Origin of the sequence: Pseudomonas sp. QE6 (assembly GCF_041379005.1) — a bacterium.
Classification (GTDB): domain Bacteria; phylum Pseudomonadota; class Gammaproteobacteria; order Pseudomonadales; family Pseudomonadaceae; genus Pseudomonas.
In genome coordinates this window covers 824,652-847,419 of the sequence record NZ_CP166873.1, presented here as the reverse complement: position 1 = coordinate 847,419, position 22,768 = coordinate 824,652, and the positions used below count along the sequence as shown (strand labels likewise).

At 66.5% G+C, this 22,768-nt stretch carries 23 protein-coding genes; 8 read left to right on the top strand and 15 right to left on the bottom strand.

Annotated features, from left to right (window positions below):
• Positions 1-83: 83 nt before the first annotated feature.
• Together recG and oxyR are read right to left on the bottom strand one after the other, a co-directional pair.
• On the bottom strand, positions 84-2,159 hold the full coding sequence (gene recG, locus ACAW63_RS03805) for an ATP-dependent DNA helicase RecG (RefSeq protein ID WP_275609282.1): 2,076 nt from the start codon (positions 2,157-2,159) through the stop codon (positions 84-86).
• Positions 2,156-3,088, bottom strand: a complete 933-nt coding sequence (oxyR, locus tag ACAW63_RS03800) for an oxidative stress transcriptional regulator OxyR (RefSeq protein WP_015479567.1) — start codon at positions 3,086-3,088, stop codon at positions 2,156-2,158. The genes recG and oxyR overlap by 4 nt, the downstream gene beginning before the upstream one ends.
• 93 nt (positions 3,089-3,181) lie before the next feature.
• Here oxyR and ACAW63_RS03795 point away from each other — a divergent pair, with 93 nt between their 5' ends.
• The 3 genes from ACAW63_RS03795 (at position 3,182) to ACAW63_RS03785 (ending at position 5,541) form a co-directional block, all read left to right on the top strand.
• Complete coding sequence (locus ACAW63_RS03795) at positions 3,182-4,051, top strand: NAD-dependent epimerase/dehydratase family protein (protein ID WP_371231786.1); 870 nt, start codon at positions 3,182-3,184, stop codon at positions 4,049-4,051.
• Positions 4,051-4,851: an AraC family transcriptional regulator gene (locus ACAW63_RS03790; RefSeq protein WP_371231784.1), complete on the top strand. Its 801-nt coding sequence runs from the start codon at positions 4,051-4,053 to the stop codon at positions 4,849-4,851. The genes ACAW63_RS03795 and ACAW63_RS03790 overlap by 1 nt, the downstream gene beginning before the upstream one ends.
• A gap of 66 nt (positions 4,852-4,917) precedes the next feature.
• Complete coding sequence (locus ACAW63_RS03785; protein WP_371231782.1) at positions 4,918-5,541, top strand: LysE family translocator; 624 nt, start codon at positions 4,918-4,920, stop codon at positions 5,539-5,541.
• 161 nt (positions 5,542-5,702) lie between these two features.
• Here the strand turns inward: ACAW63_RS03785 and ACAW63_RS03780 are convergent, their stop codons facing one another.
• The 6 genes from ACAW63_RS03780 to ACAW63_RS03755 form a co-directional block, all read right to left on the bottom strand.
• Positions 5,703-6,437 carry a hypothetical protein gene (locus ACAW63_RS03780; protein ID WP_371231780.1) on the bottom strand — a complete coding sequence of 245 codons (735 nt, stop codon included), beginning with the start codon at positions 6,435-6,437 and terminating at the stop codon, positions 5,703-5,705.
• A gap of 60 nt (positions 6,438-6,497) precedes the next feature.
• A complete protein-coding gene (locus tag ACAW63_RS03775; protein WP_089390740.1) occupies positions 6,498-6,878 on the bottom strand; it encodes a RidA family protein in 381 nt (126 codons plus the stop codon).
• A 20-nt stretch (positions 6,879-6,898) separates the two neighbouring features.
• On the bottom strand, positions 6,899-9,010 hold the full coding sequence (spoT, locus tag ACAW63_RS03770) for a bifunctional GTP diphosphokinase/guanosine-3',5'-bis pyrophosphate 3'-pyrophosphohydrolase (protein WP_371231778.1): 2,112 nt from the start codon (positions 9,008-9,010) through the stop codon (positions 6,899-6,901).
• 60 nt (positions 9,011-9,070) lie between these two features.
• On the bottom strand, positions 9,071-9,337 hold the full coding sequence (gene rpoZ / locus ACAW63_RS03765; protein WP_043256481.1) for a DNA-directed RNA polymerase subunit omega: 267 nt from the start codon (positions 9,335-9,337) through the stop codon (positions 9,071-9,073).
• Between the two features lie 99 nt (positions 9,338-9,436).
• Positions 9,437-10,048, bottom strand: a complete 612-nt coding sequence (gene gmk, locus ACAW63_RS03760; RefSeq protein WP_275609275.1) for a guanylate kinase — start codon at positions 10,046-10,048, stop codon at positions 9,437-9,439.
• Between the two features lie 50 nt (positions 10,049-10,098).
• Positions 10,099-10,962, bottom strand: a complete 864-nt coding sequence (locus tag ACAW63_RS03755) for a YicC/YloC family endoribonuclease (protein ID WP_371231776.1) — start codon at positions 10,960-10,962, stop codon at positions 10,099-10,101.
• Between the two features lie 196 nt (positions 10,963-11,158).
• Here ACAW63_RS03755 and rph point away from each other — a divergent pair, with 196 nt between their 5' ends.
• Together rph and ACAW63_RS03745 are read left to right on the top strand one after the other, a co-directional pair.
• The gene (gene rph, locus ACAW63_RS03750) at positions 11,159-11,878 is read left to right on the top strand and encodes a ribonuclease PH (protein ID WP_152227344.1); all 720 of its coding nucleotides are present in this window, start codon (positions 11,159-11,161) and stop codon (positions 11,876-11,878) included.
• 49 nt (positions 11,879-11,927) lie between these two features.
• Entirely contained in the window at positions 11,928-12,299 is a 372-nt protein-coding gene (locus ACAW63_RS03745) for a DUF4870 domain-containing protein (RefSeq protein WP_371231774.1), read from the top strand.
• 78 nt (positions 12,300-12,377) lie between these two features.
• Here ACAW63_RS03745 and ACAW63_RS03740 read toward each other — a convergent pair whose 3' ends face one another.
• Positions 12,378-13,157, bottom strand: coding sequence for an exodeoxyribonuclease III (locus tag ACAW63_RS03740; protein ID WP_275609271.1), 780 nt, complete (start codon positions 13,155-13,157; stop codon positions 12,378-12,380).
• An 81-nt stretch (positions 13,158-13,238) separates the two neighbouring features.
• Between ACAW63_RS03740 and pyrE the strand changes: the two genes are divergently transcribed.
• Both pyrE and ACAW63_RS03730 read left to right on the top strand, forming a co-directional pair.
• On the top strand, positions 13,239-13,880 hold the full coding sequence (gene pyrE / locus ACAW63_RS03735) for an orotate phosphoribosyltransferase (protein ID WP_275609270.1): 642 nt from the start codon (positions 13,239-13,241) through the stop codon (positions 13,878-13,880).
• A gap of 19 nt (positions 13,881-13,899) precedes the next feature.
• Positions 13,900-14,517: a DUF4124 domain-containing protein gene (locus ACAW63_RS03730; RefSeq protein WP_371231773.1), complete on the top strand. Its 618-nt coding sequence runs from the start codon at positions 13,900-13,902 to the stop codon at positions 14,515-14,517.
• Positions 14,518-14,527: 10 nt separating this feature from the next.
• Here the strand turns inward: ACAW63_RS03730 and ACAW63_RS03725 are convergent, their stop codons facing one another.
• The 5 genes from ACAW63_RS03725 to coaBC form a co-directional block, all read right to left on the bottom strand.
• Positions 14,528-14,974: an acyl-CoA thioesterase gene (locus tag ACAW63_RS03725; RefSeq protein ID WP_371231771.1), complete on the bottom strand. Its 447-nt coding sequence runs from the start codon at positions 14,972-14,974 to the stop codon at positions 14,528-14,530.
• A gap of 110 nt (positions 14,975-15,084) precedes the next feature.
• Complete coding sequence (gene argB / locus ACAW63_RS03720; protein ID WP_275609267.1) at positions 15,085-15,990, bottom strand: acetylglutamate kinase; 906 nt, start codon at positions 15,988-15,990, stop codon at positions 15,085-15,087.
• Positions 15,991-16,010: 20 nt separating this feature from the next.
• Positions 16,011-18,632, bottom strand: coding sequence for a phosphomannomutase/phosphoglucomutase (locus tag ACAW63_RS03715; RefSeq protein WP_371231769.1), 2,622 nt, complete (start codon positions 18,630-18,632; stop codon positions 16,011-16,013).
• Positions 18,633-18,669: 37 nt separating this feature from the next.
• A complete protein-coding gene (gene dut / locus ACAW63_RS03710; protein WP_331319564.1) occupies positions 18,670-19,125 on the bottom strand; it encodes a dUTP diphosphatase in 456 nt (151 codons plus the stop codon).
• Between the two features lie 7 nt (positions 19,126-19,132).
• Positions 19,133-20,341, bottom strand: coding sequence for a bifunctional phosphopantothenoylcysteine decarboxylase/phosphopantothenate--cysteine ligase CoaBC (gene coaBC, locus ACAW63_RS03705; protein WP_275609264.1), 1,209 nt, complete (start codon positions 20,339-20,341; stop codon positions 19,133-19,135).
• 142 nt (positions 20,342-20,483) lie between these two features.
• Here coaBC and radC point away from each other — a divergent pair, with 142 nt between their 5' ends.
• Complete coding sequence (gene radC, locus ACAW63_RS03700; protein WP_371231768.1) at positions 20,484-21,158, top strand: DNA repair protein RadC; 675 nt, start codon at positions 20,484-20,486, stop codon at positions 21,156-21,158.
• 22 nt (positions 21,159-21,180) lie between these two features.
• On the opposite strand, the gene ACAW63_RS03695 is transcribed toward radC, so the two are convergent.
• Positions 21,181-22,752: an ABC transporter substrate-binding protein gene (locus ACAW63_RS03695; RefSeq protein WP_371231766.1), complete on the bottom strand. Its 1,572-nt coding sequence runs from the start codon at positions 22,750-22,752 to the stop codon at positions 21,181-21,183.
• Positions 22,753-22,768 lie beyond the last annotated feature (16 nt).

Below are 22,768 nucleotides of genomic sequence, written 5' to 3'. Positions count from 1 at the left end.
TCCGGTTATCAACGGCTGGGTCGGAGTATAACCAGCCAGTCAGCGTGACCGCGCAGTCAGCCGACCGGCGAGAGTGAACTGGGTCACACTTGCCCGTATTGCTGGCCGTGGCGCAGCCAGCGCGCCAGCAAGGGGCTGACCGATTGCGGCCAGTGCGCCAGCAGCGCCTGCGCCGCGTCGCGCACGGCCGGCAGCAGGTCGGCGTCGCGCATCAGGTCGGCGACCTTGAATTGCAGCAGGCCGGTCTGGCGGGTGCCGAGCATTTCACCGGGGCCGCGCAGTTCCAGGTCCTTCTCGGCGATGACGAAGCCGTCGCAGGTCTCGCGCATGATCCCCAGGCGCTCGCGGCCGATCTGCGACAGCGGCGGGTGGTAGAGCAGCACGCAGTGGCTCGCCGCGCTGCCCCGGCCGACGCGGCCGCGCAGCTGGTGCAGCTGGGCCAGGCCCAGGCGCTCCGGGTTCTCGATGATCATCAGGCTGGCGTTGGGCACGTCCACGCCGACCTCGATCACGGTGGTGGCCACCAGCAACTGCAGCATGCCTTCCTTGAAGGCTTCCATCACCACGGCCTTGTCCGCCGGCTTCATGCGCCCGTGGATCAGGCCGACGCGCAGCTCGCCCAGCGCCGAGGAGAGTTCCTCGTAGGTGGTTTCGGCGGCCTGGCAGGTCAGCTCTTCGGACTCCTCGATCAGCGTGCACACCCAGTAGGCCTGGCGACCTTCCTGGCAGGCGGCACGGACCCGCTCGATCACTTCGATGCGGCGGCTGTCGGCCACCAGCACGGTATTCACCGGTGTACGGCCGGGCGGCAGCTCGTCGAGGATCGAGGTGTCCAGATCGGCGTAGGCGCTCATCGCCAGGGTCCGCGGGATAGGCGTGGCGGTCATGATCAGCTGGTGCGGGCAGAGTCGGCCGTCCACGCCCTTCTGGCGCAGGGCGAGGCGCTGCTGCACGCCGAAGCGGTGCTGTTCGTCGATGATCACCAGGGCCAGGCGCTTGAACTTCACTTCGTCCTGGAACAGCGCATGGGTGCCGACGATCATCGGTACGCCGCTGGCGATCTGCTCCAGCGCGCTGGCGCGGGCCTTGCCCTTGAGCTTGCCGGCCAGCCATGCGACCTCGATGCCCAGCGGCTGCAGCCATTTGCTGAAGTTGAGGAAGTGCTGCTCGGCGAGAATTTCGGTCGGCGCCATCAGCGCCACCTGGTAGCCGGCCTCCAGGGCCTGCAGGGCGGCGAGCGCGGCGACCACGGTCTTGCCGGCGCCCACGTCACCCTGCACCAGGCGCAGCATGGGCTCTGGTTGCGCGAGGTCGTAGGCGATTTCCGCGCCGACCCGTTGCTGCGCGCCGGTGGGCTTGAAGCCGAGATTCTTCAGGTACAGCGCCGGCAGGCGCTTGGCCGGCGGCAGCTGCGGTGCCGCCTGGGAGCGCACGCTTTCGCGCAGGCGTTGCAGCGACAGCTGATGGGTCAGCAGCTCCTCGAAGGCGAGGCGGTGCTGGGCCCAGTGACGGCCTTCGGCGAGCTCTTCCAGGTCAGCGTCCGGCGGCGGCCGGTGCAGGTAGCGGATGGCTTCGTCCAGCGGGCCCAGGCGGTAGTCGCGGGCCAGCTCCGCCGGCAGCCAGTCCGGCAGACTTGAGGGCCCCAGGCGCTGCAGTGTCTGCTCGCTGAGCTGGCGCAGGCGCTGCTGGGTGAGGCCTTCGGTGGTCGGGTAGATCGGCGTCAGCGTCTGCTCCACCGGCGCGGCGACGGTATCGGTGAGCGAGCGGTATTCGGGGTGGTAAATCTCCAGGCCCGAGGCGCCGGGGCGCGCTTCCCCGTAGCAGCGCAGGTGCGTGCCTCGCTTGAGGTTTTCCTTCTGCGCCTGGCTGAAGTGGTAGAAGCGCAGGCTCAGGGTGCCGGTGCCGTCCTGCAGGCGCACCAGCAGGCTGCGGCGCTTGCCCATCACCACGTCAGCGCCGGAGACCACGCCTTCGACCACCGCATCCTGCCCCGGACGCAGCGCACCAATGGGCGTGATACGGGTACGGTCCTGGTAGCGCAGCGGCAGGTGGAAAAGGATGTCCTGGAGGTTCTCCAGGCCGACCTTCGCCAGCTTCTCTTCCAGCGCGGCGCCCACGCCCTTGAGCGCGGTGACCGGGACGTTCGACAGCTCGGTCATGCCGGCTCGGCTTCACCCTTGACGGTCGGCTTGGCGACCGAACACAGGCGGATCGAGTCCGCCAGCACCTCGATGGCGCGCGGCCGCGGGAAGCTGGCGCGCCAGGCGATGGCGACGGTGCGGAAGGGTACCGGCGCGGTGAACGGGCGAACCTCGATCACGCCGGGCGCGTAGTGGTGGCTGTCCACGGCGGAGAACGGCAGCACCGACACGCCCAGGCCCGAGGCGACCATGTGGCGGATGGTTTCCAGCGAACTGGATTCCACCGTGGTGTGCTTGTTCTCGTCGCCCTTGCGGGTGGTCGGGCAGGCTTCCAGCACCTGGTCGCGGAAGCAGTGGCCCTCGCCGAGCAGCAACAGGCTCTTGTCGTTGAGCAGTTCGGCGTCGATGCTCGGCTTCGCCGTCCAGGCGTGGTCGGCGGGCATCAGCACGTAGAAGGGTTCGTCGAACAGCGGCAAGGTCAGCACGTCGGCTTCCTGGAACGGCAGGGCGATGATGATCGCGTCCAGTTCGCCGGTGCGCAGCTTGTCGCGCAGGATGTGGGTGAAGTTTTCCTCGATGTACAGCGGCATCTGCGGGGCGACCCGGTGCAGCTGCGGAATCAGGTGCGGGAACAGGTACGGGCCGATGGTGTAGATGGCGCCGACCTTGAGCGGCGAGGTCAGCTGGTTCTTGCCGGCCTGGGCCAGTTCGCGGATACCCTGGGCCTGCTCCAGCACCTTCTGCGCCTGCGCCACGATGCCTTCACCGACCGGCGTCAGGCGCACCGCGCTCTTGCTGCGTTCGAAGATCAGCACGCCGAGCTCGTCTTCCAGCTTCTTCACGCCCACCGACAGGGTCGGCTGGCTGACGTGGCAGCGCTCGGCGGCGCGGCCGAAATGTTGCTCCTGGGCAAGCGTGACGATGTAGCGCAGTTCGGTAAGGGTCATGGCACTGAATCCGTTGAGGTGGCCCAAGCATAGCGGCTGCACCGCCGCGAACCAACCGCGCTAAACTCCCAGACCCGATTCACGGAGCCCTGCATGAGCACGAACACCTTCCCAAGCCTGATGATCGTCGGTTGCGGCGACGTCGGCAGCCGTCTGGGACGCCAGCTGGCCGCCCGCGACTGGCGCGTCCATGGCCTGCGCCGCAACATCGCCGCATTGCCCTTCGAGGTGCTGCCGGTGTCCGGCGACCTGGCGCAGCTCGAGTGCCCGGACACCTGGCCGGTGGGCAATCTGGATTACCTGGTGTTCTGCGCCGCCGCGACCCAGCACGATGAAGCCGGTTACCGCGCCGCCTACGTCGAAGGCCTACGCAACACCCTCGGCTGGCTGCAACAACGCGGGCAGACGCCCAAGCGCCTGCTGTTCGTCTCCAGCAGCGGTGTGTATGCCCAGCGCGACGGCGAGTGGATCGACGAGAACTCTCCGGCCCAAGCGCAGAGCTACTCCGGCAGCGTGATGCTAGAAACCGAGCGGCTGGCGCTGGAAAGCGGTATCCCCGCCAGCGTCGTGCGCCTGACCGGCATCTATGGACCCGGCCGCGAGTGGCTGCTCAAGCAGGTCCGCGAAGGCTACCGCGTGGCCAGCGAGCCGCCGCTGTATGCCAACCGTATTCACGCCGAAGACGCCGCCGGTCTGCTGGCTCATCTCCTGGAGGCAGATCGCAGCGGCGTGGCGCTGGAAGACTGCTACCTCGGCGTCGACAACGACCCCGCTGCGCTGCACGAGGTGGTTGGCTGGCTGCGCGAGCAACTGGGCATCACCCACTGGTCCGCAGAGCAAGCCGTGCGCCGCGCCGGCAGCAAGCGCTGCAGCAACGCCCGCGCCCGGGCGCTGGGCTGGGAGCCGCGCTACCCGAGCTTCCGCGAAGGCTACGCGGCCATCCTCGCCGGCAAGCAGGACTGATGGACGCCAACCGGCTGCTGGTACGCCCCTGGTTGCCGGGGGTGGAGTTGTTCCATGCGGACTTCTCCGGGCAGCCGTTCGGCCGTCACAGCCACGATGCCTTCGCCATCGGCGCCATCCTGCATGGCGCCGGCGGCTACCAGTGCCGCGGCGCGCATCACGTGCTCCCTGCCGGCACCCTGTCGCTGATGAACCCGGAGGAGCCGCACACCGGCAATGCCGAGTCCGAGCGGCTGGTCTATCGCATGCTCTACATCGAGGAGTCGCGTCTGCTGCCGCTGCTCGGGCGCAAGCAGTTGCCGCGCGGCTTCCTGGCGCTTAACCCGAATGACGATGGGCAGGTGGCGGAAGCGCTCAGGCGCGTGGCGACTGAGTTCGAACGCAACGACGCACTGGCCCTGGAAAGCGAATTGCTGGCGTTGCTGGAGCTGGTATTCGTCCGCCACGGCGGCATGCGACCGACTGCTTCGGCGGCTCGCGACGGCAGCGTGACGGCGAAGCTGCGCGATTACCTGGAAGCGCACTACCGCGAGGCGGTCAGCCTCGAGGACTTGGCCGCGCTGCTGCAGCGCCATCCGCGCCATCTGATCGAGGCCTTCCGCAATGCCTATGGCGTGCCGCCGCACACCTACCTGCTGCAGCGACGCATCCGTGAGGCCAAGCGTTTGCTGGTGGCCGGGGAGAAGCCACTGGAGGTCGCGCTGGCGCTGGGCTTCTACGACCAGGCACATTTCTCCGGCACCTTCCGCCGCTTCACCGGCGTCCCCCCCGGACGCTTCCTGCGCGCCACCCGCACCTGAGTTTCTTCCAAGACTGCCCGAGGCTCCCGCTTCCAGACTGCGCGACGCCGCATTCGGGAGATCGCCATGTTCGCCGCCTTCGCGCTGGTCGCCAGCACCCACTTCGCCGCCCTGTTGTCGCCGGGGCCGGATTTCTTCCTGCTGATCCGCGCCGCCTTGTTGCGCGGCCGGCGCCATGCCGATGGCTGTGCAGCCGGAATCGCGCTGGCCAACCTGGCGAGCATGCTGCTGGTGCTGTTCGTGCTCGGGCTGCTGCCGGACGTCGCGAGCCACGGGTTGCGTGTCGTGCAACTGCTGGGCGGCGCTTACTTCGTCTGGCTCGGTGCACAGGCGCTGCTGGCGCGGCGGGAGCTGGAGATTCCCACGGAGATGGGCGGCCACAGGGCCGGAGGTTTCCTGCGCGGGGTGCGCGAGGGCTTTCTGGCCAGCAGCCTGAATCCCAAGCTGCCGATCTTCTACACGGGACTGTTCGGCGTGCTTGGCCAGTTCCATCTGCCCGGTTGGGCGCTGGGCGCCTGTGTGCTATGGATGGGCGCGGTGGTGCTGCTGTGGGACCTGTTGCTGGTGCGCCTGCTGGATCGGCCGCGCTGGCGCGGCTGGCTGAAGCGCCGGGTGACAGCGTTGGACCGCCTGTGCGGCGGCCTGTTGCTGGCGCTGGGGGGCTGGTTGCTGTGGAGCGGGCTGCGCTGAGCACCGGCATACGATCTGCTGCGCGTCGGCTGGAGGGCGTTGGAAAGTGCCCTCAGATGCTCATTTACAGCCGTAAATTCCGCTCTTCGGGCACTTTCCGCCTACTCCAGCGCTAGCTCGCGAGATCGTAAGCAGGCGCTGAGGCTGCCCGCTCGCCCGGATCAGTCGCGCTCCAGCGTCCAGACCTTGTTGCCCGGCGCGTACTGCGGCATCTCGTCGGCCTGGGCGCGGTTCACCGCCTCGAACAGCTCCAGCTTGTCGCCGTCGCGTTCGAACAGGTACTCGCGGCCTTGCTGGCCCTGTTGCAGCCAGATGCTGTCGTTGTCGCCGCTCATGGCCGCGCAGTCGCCGGCCAGGCACAGCGCATAGCGATCGGCGCCGGGCATGCCTTCGAGGCCGCCGTTGGGCAGGAACTTCACCTTGCTGCCTTGGCCCTGGCCTTCCTCGATCACCCAGGTGCCCTTGAGGTAGGCGTCGTAGAGGGCGTTCTGGAAGGTGCTGCCGGCCGGGCTCTGGGCGGAGGGCTGCTGCTCGGGGCGGACGAAGCGCTGCTCGGGCCAGTTGTCGCTGCCCACCTGCACCAGCTCCTTGCCGTCCAGCTGCAGGGCCTCCTGGTTGCTGCCGTAGAAGTCGACGCGGTAGTGCCTGGGGTCTTCGGCGGTCAGTTGGCCTTCGCCCAGCTCGAAGCCGTTGCTGAAGGTGGCCTGCTGGGCCTTGGTGTCCAGCTTCCACTCCAGGTTCGGGCCGTAGGCCAGCAGCGCCTCGCGCAGCTTGCCGCCCTTGCCGGCGGCGTCGATGGCGGCCTGGTTGACCCAGACGCCGGAAGGGTCGGACGGGGTGCCGGCGCAGCCGGTGAGCAGGCCGATCAGGGCGCTCAGGATCAGGGCGCGACGCATGTTTGCTCCTTGCAGACAAAGGAACGGGGCCACTGGGGCCCCGTAGGTGTTTCTTACGACTTATTCCAGGACGACGATGGCGTCCATCTCGACCTGGGCGCCCTTCGGCAGCGCGGCAACGCCGATGGCGGCGCGGGCCGGGTAGGGCTGGGTGAAGTAGCGGCCCATGATCTCGTTGACCTTGGCGAAGTGCGACAGGTCGGTGAGGAAGATGTTCAGCTTGGCCACGTCGTGCAGGTAGCCGCCGGACGCTTCGATCACGGCCTTGAGGTTCTCGAAGACCTGGACGGTCTGCTCTTCGAAGCCCTCGACCAGTTCCATGGTCTGCGGGTTCAGCGGGATCTGACCGGAGACATACACTGTGTTGCCAGCCTTGATCGCCTGGGAGTAGGTGCCGATGGCGGCCGGGGCCTTGTCGGTGTGGATAACGGTCTTGGTCATGTCGACTCCTTAGGGTGGGATCAGCTGCGCATGCGGGTGATGCGGATCACGCCCTTGAGCGCGCGCAGCTTCTTGATGACGCGGGCCAGGTGCACGCGGTCGTGCACGCTGACGACCAGCTGGACCACGCTGATGCGGCCATCGCGTTCGTCCATGCTGATCTTTTCGATATTGCCGTCGGCGGCGTTGACGCTGGTGGCGAGCAGGGCGATCAGGCCGCGCTGGTGCTCCAGTTCGACGCGCAGTTCGACGTTGAATTCGCCGGTGACATCCTTGGCCCAGCTGAGCTGGATGCATTTTTCCGGGTTGTGGCGAATCTCGCTGATGTTCTTGCAGCTTTCCAGGTGCACCACCATGCCCTTGCCGGCGGACAGGTGGCCGACGATCGGGTCGCCCGGAATCGGCGTACAGCACTTGGCGTAGCTGAGCACCAGACCCTCGGTACCGCGGATCGCCAGCGGCCCTTCGCTGCTCGGCGCGGCGGCCTCGCCTTCGCTGGACAGCAGGCGGCGCGCGACCACGTAGGCCATGCGGTTGCCCAGGCCGATCTCTTCGAGCAGGTCCTCGAAGACTTCCATGCGGTACTCGGCGAGCACGCCCTGGATGCGTTCCTGGGGAATCTTCTCCAGGTGGCTCTCGAAGCCGGCCAGGGTCTTGTTCAGCAGGCGCTCGCCAAGGCTGATCGACTCGGAACGGCGCTGCAGCTTGAGCGCGTGGCGGATGTGCGTGCGCGCCTTGCCGGTGACCACGAAGTTCAGCCAGGCCGGGTTCGGCCGGGTGCCCGGGGCGGTGACGATCTCCACCGTCGCGCCGCTCTGCAGCGGTTCGGACAGCGGCGCCAGGCGGCGGTTGATGCGGCAGGCGATGCAGCTGTTGCCGACGTCGGTGTGCACCGCGTAGGCGAAGTCGACGGCCGTGGAGCCCTTGGGCAGCTCCATGATGCGGCCCTTGGGCGTGAAGACGTAGACCTCGTCCGGGAACAGGTCGATCTTCACGTTCTCGATGAATTCCAGCGAGTTGCCGGCGCGCTGCTGCAGCTCGAGGATGCCCTTCACCCACTGGCGGGCGCGGGCATGGGTGCCCTTGGGCGATTCGTCCTCGCTGGACTTGTACAGCCAGTGCGCGGCGATCCCGTGGTTGGCCATCTCTTCCATCTCGCGGGTGCGGATCTGGATCTCGATGGGCACGCCGTGCATGCCGAACAGCGTGGTGTGCAACGACTGGTAGCCGTTGGCCTTGGGAATCGCGATGTAATCCTTGAAGCGACCGGGGAACGGCTTGTACAGGTTGTGCACGGCGCCGAGCACGCGGTAGCAGGTGTCGACCTTGTCGACGATGATGCGGAAGGCGTAGACGTCCATGATCTCGTTGAACGCCTTGCGCTTGCCGCGCATCTTCTTGTAGATGCTGAACAGGTGCTTCTCGCGGCCCAGGACCTGGCCTTCCATGCCTTCGCGGGCGAGGCAGTTGACCAGCGATTCCTGGATCTTGCCGACGATCTCGCGGCGATTGCCACGGGCCTTCTTCACCGCCTGGCGGATGCGCTCGGAGCGCATCGGGTGCATGGCCTTGAAGCCCAGGTCCTCGAATTCCACGCGCATGCTGTGCATGCCCAGCCGGTTGGCGATGGGGGCGTAGATTTCCAGGGTTTCCTTGGCGATGCGGCGGCGCTTCTCGCCCGACAGCACTTCCAGGGTGCGCATGTTGTGCAGGCGGTCGGCCAGCTTGACCAGGATCACGCGGATGTCGCGCGCCATGGCCATGGCCATCTTCTGGAAGTTTTCGGCCTGCGCCTCGGCCTTGGACTCGAAGTTCATCTGGGTCAGCTTGCTGACCCCGTCCACCAGTTCCGAGACGGTTTCGCCGAACTGCGCGGTGAGCGCTTCCTTGGCGATGCCGGTGTCCTCGATCACGTCGTGCAGCATGGCAGCCATCAGGCTCTGATGGTCCATGTGCATGTCGGCGAGGATGTTGGCGACGGCGAGCGGGTGGGTGACGTAGGCCTCGCCGCTGCGGCGGCGCTGCCCGTCATGGGCCTGCTCGGCGTAGTAGTAGGCGCGGCGGACCAGGTTGACCTGGTCCGGGCCTAGGTAACTCGACAGTCGGTCGGCGAATGCATCTATGCCCGGCATGGGATCACCCCCTGCCGAGCAGCACGTCGCGGCGCGCCTTTTCGTCGGCCCGACATCGACTTACAGGGCCTCGTTGTTGGCCTCGTCTTCGAATGCAGCGAACAGCGGCTCTTCTTCAACCACGTCCTCCTGCTGAACGATCTCAGCATCCACGAGGCCCGAGGCGATTTCGCGCAGAGCGACGACGGTGGGCTTGTCGTTTTCCCAGGCTACCTTCGGCTCCTTGCCGCCGGTGGCCAGCTGGCGAGCGCGCTTGGTGGCGAGCATGACCAGCTCGAAACGGTTATCGACGTTGTCCAGGCAGTCTTCAACGGTGACGCGGGCCATGGTGTTCCTCGTTACGAAAATGGATGCCCGGAAATACCGGGCGGACTGAATAGTCTAAAAAATCGCCAATCTTTATGGAAGAGCCTTCGCGCTTCCCGTTCAGGCCAGCAATCGTTGCAGCAGTTCGGTGTGCCGCTGCTGCTGGGCGTCCTGGCGCAGCTGGCGGGCACGGAAGATCGCCTTGAGGTCTTCCAGCGCATGGGCGAAATCGTCGTTGATCACCAGGTGATCGTACTCGACGTAGTGGCTCATCTCGCTGACGGCTTCCTGCATGCGTCGCTCGATCACGTCCTCGCTGTCCTGGCCACGGTTGGTCAGGCGCTGGCGCAGGGCTTCCTGGCTCGGCGGCAGGATGAAGATCGATTGCGCCTGGGGCATCAGCCGGCGCACCTGCTGCGCGCCCTGCCAGTCGATCTCGAGGATCAGGTCGAAACCTTCCTTCAGGGTCTTTTCCACCCAGCGCTGCGAGGTGCCGTACAGGTTGCCGAAGACTTCCGCGTGTTCGAGGAACTCGTCCCGTTCGAGCATGGCGGTGAAGGTGTCGCGACCGACGAAGTGGTAGTTCACGCCGTCCACTTCGCCCGGACGCATGCCACGGGTGGTGTGGGAGACGGAGACGCGCACGGCGGGCATGGCGTCGAGCAGCGCCTTGACCAGGCTGGTCTTGCCGGCGCCGGACGGGGCGGAAACGATGTACAGGGTGCCGGACATGGCGCTTTCCTGGAGTTGCGGTTGACGGTGGTAGCCGGGAAGTGCCCGGTTTACTCGATATTCTGGACCTGCTCGCGCATCTGCTCGATCAGGACCTTGAGATTGACGGCGGCCTGGGTGGAGCGCGGGTCGAAGGCCTTCGACCCCAGAGTGTTGGCCTCGCGGTTGAGTTCCTGCATCAGGAAGTCCAGGCGGCGGCCGGCGGCGCCGCCGGCCTTGAGCACGCGGCGCACTTCGGTGACGTGGGTGGTCAGGCGGTCGAGCTCTTCGGCGACGTCGCTCTTCTGTGCCAGCAGGACCATCTCCTGTTCCAGGCGCTGCGGGTCGAGTTCGGCCTTCATCTCGGTGAAGCGGTCGAGGATCTTCTGGCGCTGGTTGGCCAGCATTTCCGGTACCAGCTGGCGCAGGTTGGTCACCTCTTCCAGCATCGCGGCCAGGCGTTCGTCGATGATCTTCGCCAGTTCGGCGCCTTCGCGGGCGCGGCCGGCCTTGAGGTCGTCGAGGGCCTGGTTGAACGCAGCCATGGCGGCGGCGTTGAGCGCCTGCGGATCGGCGACGTCGGCCACCAGCACGCCCGGCCAGGCCAGCACGGCCAGCGGGTCGAGCGGGGCGGGCTGCTGGATCAGGCCGGCCACGGTCTCGGCGGCGGCGACCAGTTGTGCGGCGCGCTCGCGGTCCACCTGCAGTGTCTTGCTGGTGCTTTCCTCGATGAAGCGCAGGGTGCATTCGACCTTGCCGCGCGACAGGCCCTGGCGCAGGGCTTCACGCACGGTGCCTTCGAGGTCGCGGAAGGCCTCGGGCAGGCGCAGGTTGGGTTCGAGGTAGCGGTGGTTGACCGAGCGCAGCTCCCAGCTGAGCGTCCCATGGGGCCCGGCTCGCTCTACGCGGGCGAAGGCGGTCATGCTGTGCACCATGGGGCTACCTCTCTGGCTGTTCGTGACTGGAAAGCTGACGCTTGCAGTCCGAAGAAAATGGGCCGACAGGTCGTCGGAAACCGGCAATTGTACCCCAGCGGGGCGCACAGCCGCACGCCGGCGGTGGTTGCGTCCGTCCGCTGGCCTCTATAATGGCGGTCATTCCCCCGCCAGCAACTCTGTACAGGATGCCTCCATGAACCGTCCCAGTGGCCGCGCCGCCGACCAACTGCGCCCGATCCGTATCACCCGCCATTACACCAAGCACGCCGAGGGCTCCGTGCTGGTCGAGTTCGGCGATACCAAGGTGATCTGCACCGTCAGCGCCGAATCCGGTGTGCCGCGCTTCCTCAAGGGCCAGGGCCAGGGTTGGCTGACCGCCGAATACGGCATGCTGCCGCGTTCCACCGGCGAGCGTAACCAGCGCGAAGCCGCGCGCGGCAAGCAGGGCGGCCGTACCCTGGAAATCCAGCGTCTGATCGGTCGTTCCCTGCGCGCCGCGCTGGACCTGACCAAGCTGGGCGAGAACACCCTGTACATCGACTGCGACGTGATCCAGGCCGACGGTGGCACCCGCACCGCCTCGATCACCGGCGCCACCGTGGCGCTGATCGACGCGCTGGCCGTGCTGAAGAAGCGTGGCGCGCTCAAGGGCAACCCACTCAAGCAGATGGTCGCCGCCGTGTCCGTGGGCATGTACCAGGGCGAGCCGGTGCTGGACCTGGACTATCTGGAAGACTCCGCCGCCGAGACCGACCTGAACGTGGTCATGACCGATGCCGGCGGCTTCATCGAAGTCCAGGGCACTGCGGAAGGCGTGCCCTTCCAGCCGGCCGAGCTGAATGCCATGCTGGAGCTGGCGCAGCAGGGCCTGCGCGAACTGTTCGAACTGCAGCGCGCCGCACTGGCCGACTGAGCCGACGAACGGCGCAACCGCCCGGTCTTCACCTACAAGGAGTGAGAGGATGAGCGAAGAAATGCCGGTGCAACACAGCGAACCGGGCCGCGAAGCCCGGCAATGGGCGATGTTCTGCCATTTTGCTGCCTTCCTGTGCCTGGTCTTTCCCTTCGGCAACCTGATCGGGCCGCTGATCGTCTGGCAGATCAAGCGTGAGTCGGACCCGTTCGTGGACCGGCAGGGCAAGGAAGCGATGAACTTCCAGATCACCGTGAGCCTGGCGATCGTGGTCAGCTGCCTGCTGATGCTGGTGGTGGTCGGCTTCTTCCTGCTGGGCCTGGTCAGCGTCGGTGCCCTGGTCCTGACCATCATTGCCGGGATCAAGGCCAATGAAGGGGTGGAGTACCGCTACCCCTTCACCTGGCGTCCGATCAAGTGACCGCCCCGCGGACATGAAAAAGCCGGCTCGAAGCCGGCTTTTTTCTGGCTGCATCGGATGCAGCGTACGAGATGGGCGTCAGATGCTGAGCGCCCAGTCGTAGTCCACGATCAGCGGCGCATGCTGGGAGAAGCGCGGCTGGCGCGGCAGCTTGGCGCTGCGCACGAAGCGGCGCAGGCCCGGGGTCAGCACCTGGTAGTCGAAGCGCCAGCCCAGGTTGAGCATCTCGGCCTGCTCGCTGTCCGGCCACCAGCTGTACTGGTCGCCTTCGCGATTGACCTCGCGCAGGGCATCGACATAGCCCATGGTGCCGAACACTTCATCCATCCAGCCACGCTCCGGCGCCATGAAGCCGGGCATCTGCTGGCATTCGCGCCAGTTCTTCACGTCCAGCTTCTGGTGCGCGACGTACAGCGAGCCGCAATAGATGTATTCGCGGCGCTTGCGACGCTGCTTGTTCAGGTACTGGGCGAAATCGTCCATGAACTTGAACTTGTGGTTCAGGTTCTCGTCCCCTTCCTGCCCGGTAGGCAGCAGGAGAGTGGCAATACTCACCTTATCGAAATCGGCTTGCAGGTAGCGCCCGTAACGATCGGCCATCTCGAAACCCAGCCCGCTTATGACGGCCTTGGGTTGCAGACGGCTATAGATTGCGACGCCACCCTGACTGGGCACTTCGGCGTCGCAGGCGTACAGGAAGTAGCCGTCCAGTTGATAGGACGGGTCATCCAGATCGAAAGCGGAGGCGCGGGTATCCTGCAAGCAGATCACGTCGGCATTCTGGGCTTGCAGCCAACTGAGCAATCCACGCTCGGCTGCAGCCTGAATACCATTCACGTTCACACTGATGATCCGCATAAATGGCCCCCAAAATCACGTGTGTGTATGATACCCGAGCTCAAACGGTTTAGCTAAATTCATACCGGCCGGTTCTCTCCTATGCAGGCATATCAACGCGATTTCATCCGCTTCGCCATCGAGCGCGGCGTACTGCGCTTCGGCGAATTCACCCTCAAATCCGGGCGCACCAGTCCCTATTTCTTCAACGCCGGCCTGTTCAACACGGGCGTGGCGCTGGCCCAGCTGGGGCGTTTCTACGCCAGCGCGGTGGTCGACAGCGGCATCTCCTTCGATGTGCTGTTCGGTCCGGCCTATAAAGGCATCCCGCTGGCGGCCGCTACCGCCATCGCCCTGGCCGAACAGCACGGCCGCGACCTGCCCTGGTGCTTCAACCGCAAGGAAGCCAAGGATCACGGCGAGGGCGGCACCCTGGTCGGCGCTCCGCTGACCGGCCGCGCGCTGATCATCGATGACGTGATCACCGCTGGCACCGCCATCCGCGAGGTCATGCAGATCATCGACGCACAGGGCGCCCAGGCGGCCGGCGTACTGATCGCGCTGAACCGCCAGGAGCGCGGCAAGGGCGAGCTGTCGGCGATCCAGGAGGTCGAGCGCGACTTCTCCATCCCGGTCGTCAGCATTGTGTCGCTGGAGCAAGTGCTGGAATATCTTGCAGGTGATGCACAGCTGAAACAGCACCTGGCTGCTGTCGAGGCGTATCGCGCGCAGTACGGTATCTAACCGGAACAAGGTGTCGGGCATGGCCGAGCAGGGTGCTTTGCGGGTATTGATCGGACTTCTGGGAGCCATGCTTGCGGCCCAGGCGCTGGCCGTGGAGCCCAAGGGCTCTTCGGTCGAGCTGTATCGCTACGTCGACGACAAGGGCGGAATTGTCATCGACCGCCAGGGCGTGCCGTCGGAGTACATCGGCAAGGGCTACGAGGTGCTCAACGATCAGGGCCGCGTGATCCGTATAGTGCCGCCGGCGCCGACGCCCGCCGAGATCCAGCAGCGCAAGGCCGATGCCGCGCGCGCCAATTCCGACGCGCAGCTGCTGCGCCTGTACACCAGCGTGCAGGATGTGGATCTCGCCCGTGACCGCAAACTGACGGAGCTGGACGCCTTGTCCAGCGTGTCCAGGGGCAACCTGCAGGCGCTCAAGTCGCAGCATGCCACCCTGCAGGCGCGGGCCGCCGACCAGGAGCGTGCCGGTCGTCAGGTTCCGGCCGAGCTGGAGGCCCAGTTGTCCGACCTGCGCGATGAGGAAAGGCGCCTGGAGCAGGACATCAACCGCTATCAGCAACTGCGCGAACAGGCCATCGCCAGCTTTGCCGCCGACCGCGCGCGGGTGGCGCAATTGCTCGGCGCTTCCCACTGAGCCTTGCGGCTTACTGCTGCGGCGTACACCGTTCGAATTCGTTGATCTTCCCGCGCAGCCAGTCCGGCAAGGGCTGGCTGGTGCGGTCCTCGCCGGCATAGGCGTAGATCAGTTCACCCAGCGTCAGCAGCTGCTCGTCGCACCAGATTCCCACCTGGAAAGTCAGGCTGCTGCGGCCCAGGCGGCTCACCCGCACGCCCAGCTCCAGCCAGTCGTCGAAGTGCGCCGGCGCCAGGTATTCCAGGGTGGTCTTCACCGCGAACAGATCGCCGCCGCCGCGCAGCAGGTCGGCCGGGTAGCTCACGCCCAGGTGGCGGTAGTACTCGGTGGTGGCGACGTCGGCGTAGGTCAGGTAGTTGCCGTTGAAGACGATCCCTTGCGGGTCGACCTCCGACCAGCGCACGCGCAGGCCGTGGAAGAAACGGAAATCGTTGCGTGAAACGGGAGACGCGGCCATGTCAGACAAACTCCTGAAGACCTGTTCGAGGCTGGGTATTCATGGCGTCTGATGAGGCCTCGAACAGGCGGAAAAACACCCGCGAGGATCGCTCCTGGCGGGTGTCTTGATCAGTGGTGCTTGCGGTTGGTGATCAGGGTGCCGACGCCGCTGTCGGTGAAGATCTCCAGCAGCACGGCGTTGGGCACGCGGCCATCGATGATGTGCGCGCTGGTCACGCCGCCCTGCACCGCTTCCAGGGCACAGCGGATCTTCGGCAGCATGCCGCCGTAGATGGTGCCGTCGGCGATCAGTGCGTTGACCTGCTCGGTGGTCAGGCCCGTGAGTACCTGGCCCTGCTTGTCCATCAGGCCGGCGATGTTGGTGAGTAGCATCAGCTTCTCGGCCTTCAGCGCCTCGGCGACCTTGCCGGCCACCAGGTCAGCGTTGATGTTGTAGGACTCGCCATTGGCGCCCACGCCGATCGGCGCGATCACCGGGATGAAGTCGCCCTGCACCAGCATGTTCAGCAGGTCGACGTTGACCCCGGTGACTTCGCCCACATGGCCGATGTCGATGATTTCCGGCGTGGTCATTTCCGGCGTCTGGCGGGTGACGGTGAGCTTCTTCGCGCGGATCAGCTCGGCGTCCTTGCCGGTCAGGCCGATGGCGCTGCCGCCATGACGGTTGATCAGGTTGACGATGTCCTTGTTCACCTGGCCGCCGAGGACCATCTCCACCACGTCCATGGTCTGCGCGTCGGTGACGCGCATGCCATCGATGAAGTGGCTCTCGATCGACAGGCGGCTGAGCAGGTCGCCGATCTGCGGCCCGCCACCATGAACCACCACCGGGTTGATGCCGACGGCTTTCATCAGCACCACGTCGCGGGCGAAGCTGTTCTTCAGCTCGTCCGTCTCCATGGCGTTGCCGCCGTACTTGATCACCAGCGTCTTGCCGACGAACCGGCGGATGTAGGGCAGGGCTTCGGCAAGGACGCGGGCAACCTGGGCGGCGTCATCGCGGCTCTGGGTCATGGTGGGCTCCGGCAAATAGGTCAAAAGGGCAGGCTGAGGGCGGGGTCGACCGCTTTCAGCTGGGTGCGGAACACGTCCTTGATGCGTTCCAGTTCGTCCTGGGTGTCCGCCTCGAAGCGCAGCACCAGCACCGGCGTGGTGTTGGAAGCGCGTACCAGGCCCCAGCCTTTGGGGTAATCCACGCGCACGCCGTCGAGGGTGGTGAGGTTGGCTTCGCCCCACTGGCCGCGGGCCTGCAGCGCCTCGATCAGGGCGAACTTGCCCTCGTCGGTGACGGTGATGTTGATTTCCGGGGTGGAGATGTCCAGCGGGAAGGCGGAGAACACGCGCTCGGCGTCACGCTTGTCCTGGCTGATGATTTCCAGCAGGCGCGCGGCGCTGTAGATGCCGTCGTCGAAGCCGAACCAGCGCTCCTTGAAGAAGATGTGGCCGCTCATCTCGCCAGCGAGCAGCGCGCCGGTTTCCTTCATCTTCTTCTTGATCAGCGAGTGACCGGTCTTCCACATCACCGGACGGCCGCCGTAGCCGCTGATCAGCGAGATCAGGCGACGGGTGCATTTCACGTCGAAGATGATGTCGGCGCCCGGGTTGCGCGAGACCACGTCCTTGGCGAACAGCATCAGCAGGCGGTCTGGGTAGATGATGGTGCCTTCGTTGGTCACCACGCCCACGCGGTCGCCGTCGCCGTCGAAGGCCAGGCCGATGTCGGCGCCGGTTTCCTTGACCTTGGCGATCAGGTCTTCCAGGTTCTCGGGCTTGCCCGGATCCGGGTGGTGATTGGGGAAGGTGCCGTCGACGTCGCAGTACAGCGGGATCACGGTGCAGCCCAGGGCTTCGATCAGCTGCGGGGCGATCACGCCGGCCACGCCGTTGCCGCAGTCCACCACCACTTTCAGCGGCTTGGCCACGGCGATGTCGTCGCGGATCTGCTGGAAGTAGCGCGGCAGGATGTCGAGCTGCTGCACGCTGCCCACGCCGGTGGCCAGGTCGTTGTTCTCGATGCGCTCGCGCAGGGCCTGGATCTGTTCGTTGGCCAGGGTTTCGCCGGCGACGACGATCTTGAAGCCGTTGTAGTTCGGCGGGTTGTGGCTGCCGGTGAGCATCACGCCCGACTTGCCTTCCAGGACGTTGGCCGCGTAGTACAGCACCGGGGTCGGCACCATGCCGATGTCGGTGACGTTGCAGCCGCAATCGAGCAGGCCCTGGATCAGTTGCTGCACCAGCTCGGGACCGGACAGGCGGCCATCGCGGCCGACGCTGACGTTCGGTTCGCCGCGCGCCAGGCTCTCGGAGCCGATGGCTCGACCCACCCAGTAGGCGGTCTCGGCGGTCAGGGTATCGCCGACCACGCCACGGATGTCGTAGGCGCGGAAGATACTGGCGGGCAGTTGCGGGGCTTTAGGCGTGCTCATAGCGGTGGTGTGCTCCAATCCCAGGAGGTCCTGGTCTTCATCAAGTATGTCGATATCCAGAATGTCGGTGTTCTGGAACTGCGGGTCGACCAATGGCGTCTCGGTGGCAGCAGCCGGGGCGCGCGCCGGGCTGGCCACGGGGGCCGGTTGGGCGGGAGCGTCGGCGCTGCTGGCACCGGGGGTTTCGGCTTTGCGACGTGGTTGGCGGGCCAGCGCCTGAGCAACGGCCTGCAGGCTTGGCAGGCTCAGCTCAGGAACTTTGGCAGTGCGTTGGCCGGCGAGTTCCTGAGCGAACTGGCCGAGGGTCTGGGCGTCCTTGTTCACGCGGCGTTGCAGACCGCTCTGCGCGAGATAGGCGCCGAGCAGCGAGCCGGCCAGGGCGAGCAGGGCGGCGAGGCCGAGCAGGACGGGGGAGTAGAGCGGCGCGACCAGGGCCGGGCCGGCGGTGAAGCTGAGTTTCCAGTTGGGATTGCCGCTATTGAGCGGCTGCACTGGAGCCTCGGCGGCCTGGCCGGACTGCAGCAGCACTTGTGCCGGCGAGCTGCCGAATTGCTGGGCCAGTTGCAGTTGGCCGACATCGGCGGGCATCGATGGCAGGCCATTGAGCAGGCGCTGCAGATCGAACACCAGCAGCAGGCTGCCCGGAATCGAATTGTCGGCAGCGCGCAGGGCGGTGGCGCTGTAGACCAGCCAGCGCTGGCCGACCTTGTAGGCCTCCGGGGCAACCACCTGGCCGCTTTCGACGCGGTGCAGCATGTCCAGTACCGCATAGTTGAGCGGGCCGGGGCGCTGGGTGTCCTGCACGGCCTGGCCGCTGGCGTTCAGGTGGACATCCACCAGACCGTCGAGGCGCCATTGCGCAAGGGCCTTTTCCAGTGCGGCGATTCGGCTGGGATCGTTGCTCTGCAGCGTCGGCAGCAGTTCCGGATTGCCGGCGATGGTGCGATTGTCGGCGGCCAGCTGGTTCAGCGACTGGCGCAGGGCGCCGGCCTGGTTTTCCGACCAGGCGCTGGCCAACTGCTGACGATGAACCTGCTCGGCGCTGCCGAACAGGCTGAACCAGAGCAGGGCGCCGGCAGCGGCGACACCGGCAGCGGCGGCGCCCATCGCCGGCACCAGGGGCTTCAGATCGACCTTTGCGGCGGCGGGCGCGCGCTTGCTGGCCTTGCCTGCCGGTACGATCTCCGGCAGGTCACCTGCGTCCTTGGCGGTGCGTTGGAAAAGTTTCATGCAACGTCTCCTCGGCGATTCATCCTGAAGTGAGCGATCAGTGGCTGCCCGAATGCCCGAAACCGCCGGCGCCGCGCTGGGTTTCGTCGAAGGTTTCGACCAGCTCGAAGTGCGCCTGCACCACCGGCACCAGCACCAGTTGCGCGATGCGCTCGCCCACGGCGATGTTGAAGGCGCTCTGGCCGCGGTTCCAGCAGGAGACCATCAGCTCGCCCTGGTAGTCCGAATCGATCAGCCCGACCAGGTTGCCCAGGACGATGCCGTGCTTATGGCCCAGGCCCGAGCGCGGCAGGATCATCGCGGCCAGGCCCGGATCGGCGATGTAGATCGACAGGCCGGTGGGGATCAGCACGGTCTGGCCCGGTTCGAGGACCAGGTCTTCCTTGAGCATGGCGCGCAGGTCGAGGCCGGCGGAACCCGGGGTGGCGTACTGCGGCAACGGGAATTCGTTGCCCAGGCGGGGGTCGAGGATCTTGGCTTGCAGAGAGTGCATTGAGTTCTCAGTGTCGTTTGGTGCGGTCAGCGATGAAGGCGATCAGCTGGCGGGCGATCTTGCCCTTGCTGGTCTGGGCGAACGCAGTTTCGTGCAGCCCGCGGTCGATGACCGTGATGGCGTTCTCTTCACTGTTGAAGCCGATCGACGGATTCGCCACGTCGTTGGCCACGATCAGGTCGAGATTCTTGTCCTTGAGCTTGCGCGAGGCGTACTCGAGCAGGTTCTCGGTCTCGGCGGCGAAGCCGACGCTGAACGGGCGGTCGCTGCGCTGCGCGAGGGTGGCGAGGATGTCCGGGTTGCGTACCAGCTGCAACAGCAGGCCGTCGCCTTTGGTGGGGTCTTTCTTGAGCTTCTGCGACGCGACCACTTCCGGGCGGTAGTCGGCCACGGCGGCGGCGGCGATCAGGATATCCGCCGGCATCGCGGCCTCGCAGGCGGCGAGCATGTCGCGGGCGCTGACCACGTCGACGCGGTTGACCCGGTCGGGCGTGGGCAGGTGCACCGGACCGGTCACCAGGGTCACGCGGGCGCCGGCTTCGGCCGCGGCTTCGGCCAGGGCGAAGCCCATCTTTCCGGAGCTGTGGTTGGTGATGTAGCGCACCGGGTCGATGTTTTCCTGGGTGGGGCCTGCGGTGATCAGTACGTGCTGGCCGGTCAGGTCCTTGAATTCGAAGCAGTCGGCGGCGCGTTGCGCCAGCTCTTCGGCTTCCAGCATGCGGCCGGGGCCGACATCGCCGCAGGCCTGGCTGCCGGCGGCAGGGCCGAAGAAGTGCAGACCGCGCGAGCGCAGCAGTTCGGCATTCACCTGGGTGGCTGGGTCGCGCCACATGGCCTGGTTCATGGCCGGGGCAAGGGCGATCTGCGCGTCGGTGGCGAGCACCAGGGTGGTCAGCAGGTCGTTGGCGATGCCCTGGGCCAGGCGCGCCATCAGATCGGCGGTGGCCGGGGCGATCAGCACCAGGTCGGCCCAGCGGGCCAGCTCGATATGGCCCATGGCCGCTTCTGCTGCGGGGTCGAGCAGGTCCAGGTGCACCGGATGGCCGGACAGCGCCTGGAGGGTAAGCGGGGTGATGAACTCGCGGCCGCCCTGGGTCATCACGACACGCACCTCGGCGCCCTGATCGCGCAGGCGGCGAACCAGTTCGGCGCTCTTGTAGGCAGCGATGCCGCCGCCGACGCCCAGGACGATGCGTTTACGATAGAGCCGCTGCATAGGTCAGCCTTGATTTACGGAAATGGATGACGCGCGCTGAAGCCGGCGACGCCTCCCCAGGCCCCCGGCTGCGCGAAGCGAGGGGGGTAAGATATCACAGCGCCCGCATGGGAACAGCGGGCTGGCGTGACTGGGAGGTCTGGTGAGCATTCGTGATTGGCCCGCGGCGGAGCGCCCGCGGGAGAAACTCCTCGAACGAGGGGCGGCGAGCCTGAGCGACGCCGAGCTGTTGGCCATCTTCCTGCGTACCGGCGTGGCCGGTTGCAGTGCCGTCGACCTGGCGCGGCGGCTGCTGGCCGAGTTCGGCAGCCTGCGCGCGCTGCTGGAGGCCGATCTTGAGTCCTTCTGCGGCCACCTGGGGCTGGGCGTCGCCAAGTTCGTGCAACTGCAGGCGGTGCTGGAAATCGCCCGGCGCCATCTCGCCGAGCAACTGAGCCGCGACTCGGCGCTGGAAAGCCCGCAGGCGGTGCGCGACTTCCTCAAGGCGCGGCTGCGCCACGAGCCCCACGAGGTGTTCGCCTGCCTGTTCATGGACAACCGCCACCGTGTGCTGAGTTTCGAGGTGCTGTTCCACGGCTCCATCGACAGCGCCAGCGTCTATCCCCGGCAGATCGTGAAGCGCGCGCTGGCGCACAATGCGGCCGCGCTGATCCTCACCCACAACCACCCCTCGGGCATCTGCGAGCCGAGCCAGTCCGACCGCCTGCTGACCCGGCGCATCGTCGATGCGCTGGCGCTGATCGACGTGCGCGTGCTCGATCACTTCATCGTCGGCGATGGTGAGCCGCTGTCGATGGCCGAGTACGGTTGGCTGTAGCTGCCGTACTCGACTCAAGTGGTCAGAAGGTGATCCTGGAGTAGTCCTGGCGGCCGAACGGACTCACCGCATAACCCTTCACGTCCTTGCGGGTGATGGCCGAGGCCGTCGGGTGGGCCAGCGGCAGCCACAGCGCCTGGTCGTGGATGATCTGCTGCGCCTGGTGATACAGCTCGCTGCGCTTGGCCTGGTCGGCCAGCGTCTTGCCCTGGCTGATCAGGCCGTCGAGCTTCTCGTCGCAGTAACGGGCGAAATTGAGTCCGGACTTGACGCTGGCGCAGGAGAATTGCGGGGTGAGGAAGTTGTCCGGGTCGCCATTGTCACCGGCCCAGCCCATGAACAGCAGGTCGTGCTCGCCGGCCTTGGCGCGGCGGATCAGCTCGCCCCATTCGATGACGCGGATTTCCGCCTGGATGCCGACCTTCGCCAGGTCCGACTGCAGTAGTTGCGCGCCGGTGCTGGGGTTGGGGTTGAGCAGGCTGCCGGAGGGGCGGGTCCAGATGGTGGTCTTGAAGCCGTCCTTCAGCCCGGCCTCGGCCAGCAGGGCACGGGCCTTGTCCGGAGCGTACGGGTAGCCGGGGATGTCCTTGGCGTAGCTCCAGGTGTTCGGCGGGTAGACGCCCTCGGCGGGAATGGCGCTGCCGGCGAAGACCGCCTGCAGGTAGCTGCGCTTGTCGAAGGCCAGGTTGATCGCCTGGCGCACCTTGGAGTTGTCCAGCGGCGCGTGCTGGCTGTTGATGCCGACGAAGGCGGTCATGAAGGCCGGGGTCTGCACCACCTTCAGGTCGGCATTCTTGGCGGCCGCCTCGACGTCCACCGGCTTGGGCGACAGGGCGATCTGGCATTCGCCCTGCTTGAGCTTCTGGATGCGCACGGCGGCGTCCGGGGTGATGGCGAACACGAGGCTATCCACCGCCGGCTTGCCGCCGAAGTATTCGGCGTTGGCGGCGTAACGCACCACGGCGTCCTTCTGGAAGCGCTTGAAGACGAAGGGGCCGGTGCCGATCGGCTGGGCGTTGAGCTTCTCCGGCGTGCCGGCCTTCATCAACTGGTCGGCGTACTCGGCGGAATAAATAGAGGCGAAGCCCATGCTCAGCATCGGCAGGAAGGTGGCGTCCGGGTGGTTCAGGGTGAAGCGCACATGCTGCGCGTCGACCTTCTCCACGGCTTTCACCAGGCTTGGCAGCTGCATCGACTGGGCATGGGGGAAGCCGCTCTGCGCCACCTTGTGCCAGGGCTGCGCGGGGTCGAGCATGCGCTGGAAGCTGAACACCACGTCGTCGGCATCCAGCGTGCGGCTGGGCTTGAAGTAGTCGGTGCGATGGAACTTCACCGCGCCGCGCAGCTGGAAGTCATAGGTCAGGCCATCGGCGGAAACCGTCCAGCGCTCGGCCAGGCTCGGGACCAGTTCGCCGCGGCGGGCGTCGAAGTCCACCAGGCGGTTCATCAGCACGTCGGCCGAGGCGTTGGTGGTGGTCAGCGAGTTGTACTGGACCACATCGAAACCTTCGGGGCTGGCTTCGGTGCAGACGCTCAGCGAGGCGGCGCTGGCAAGGGCCGGGGCAATCAGCAGGGCAAGCAGGGCGAGACGCATGACGGACTCCGTGTGA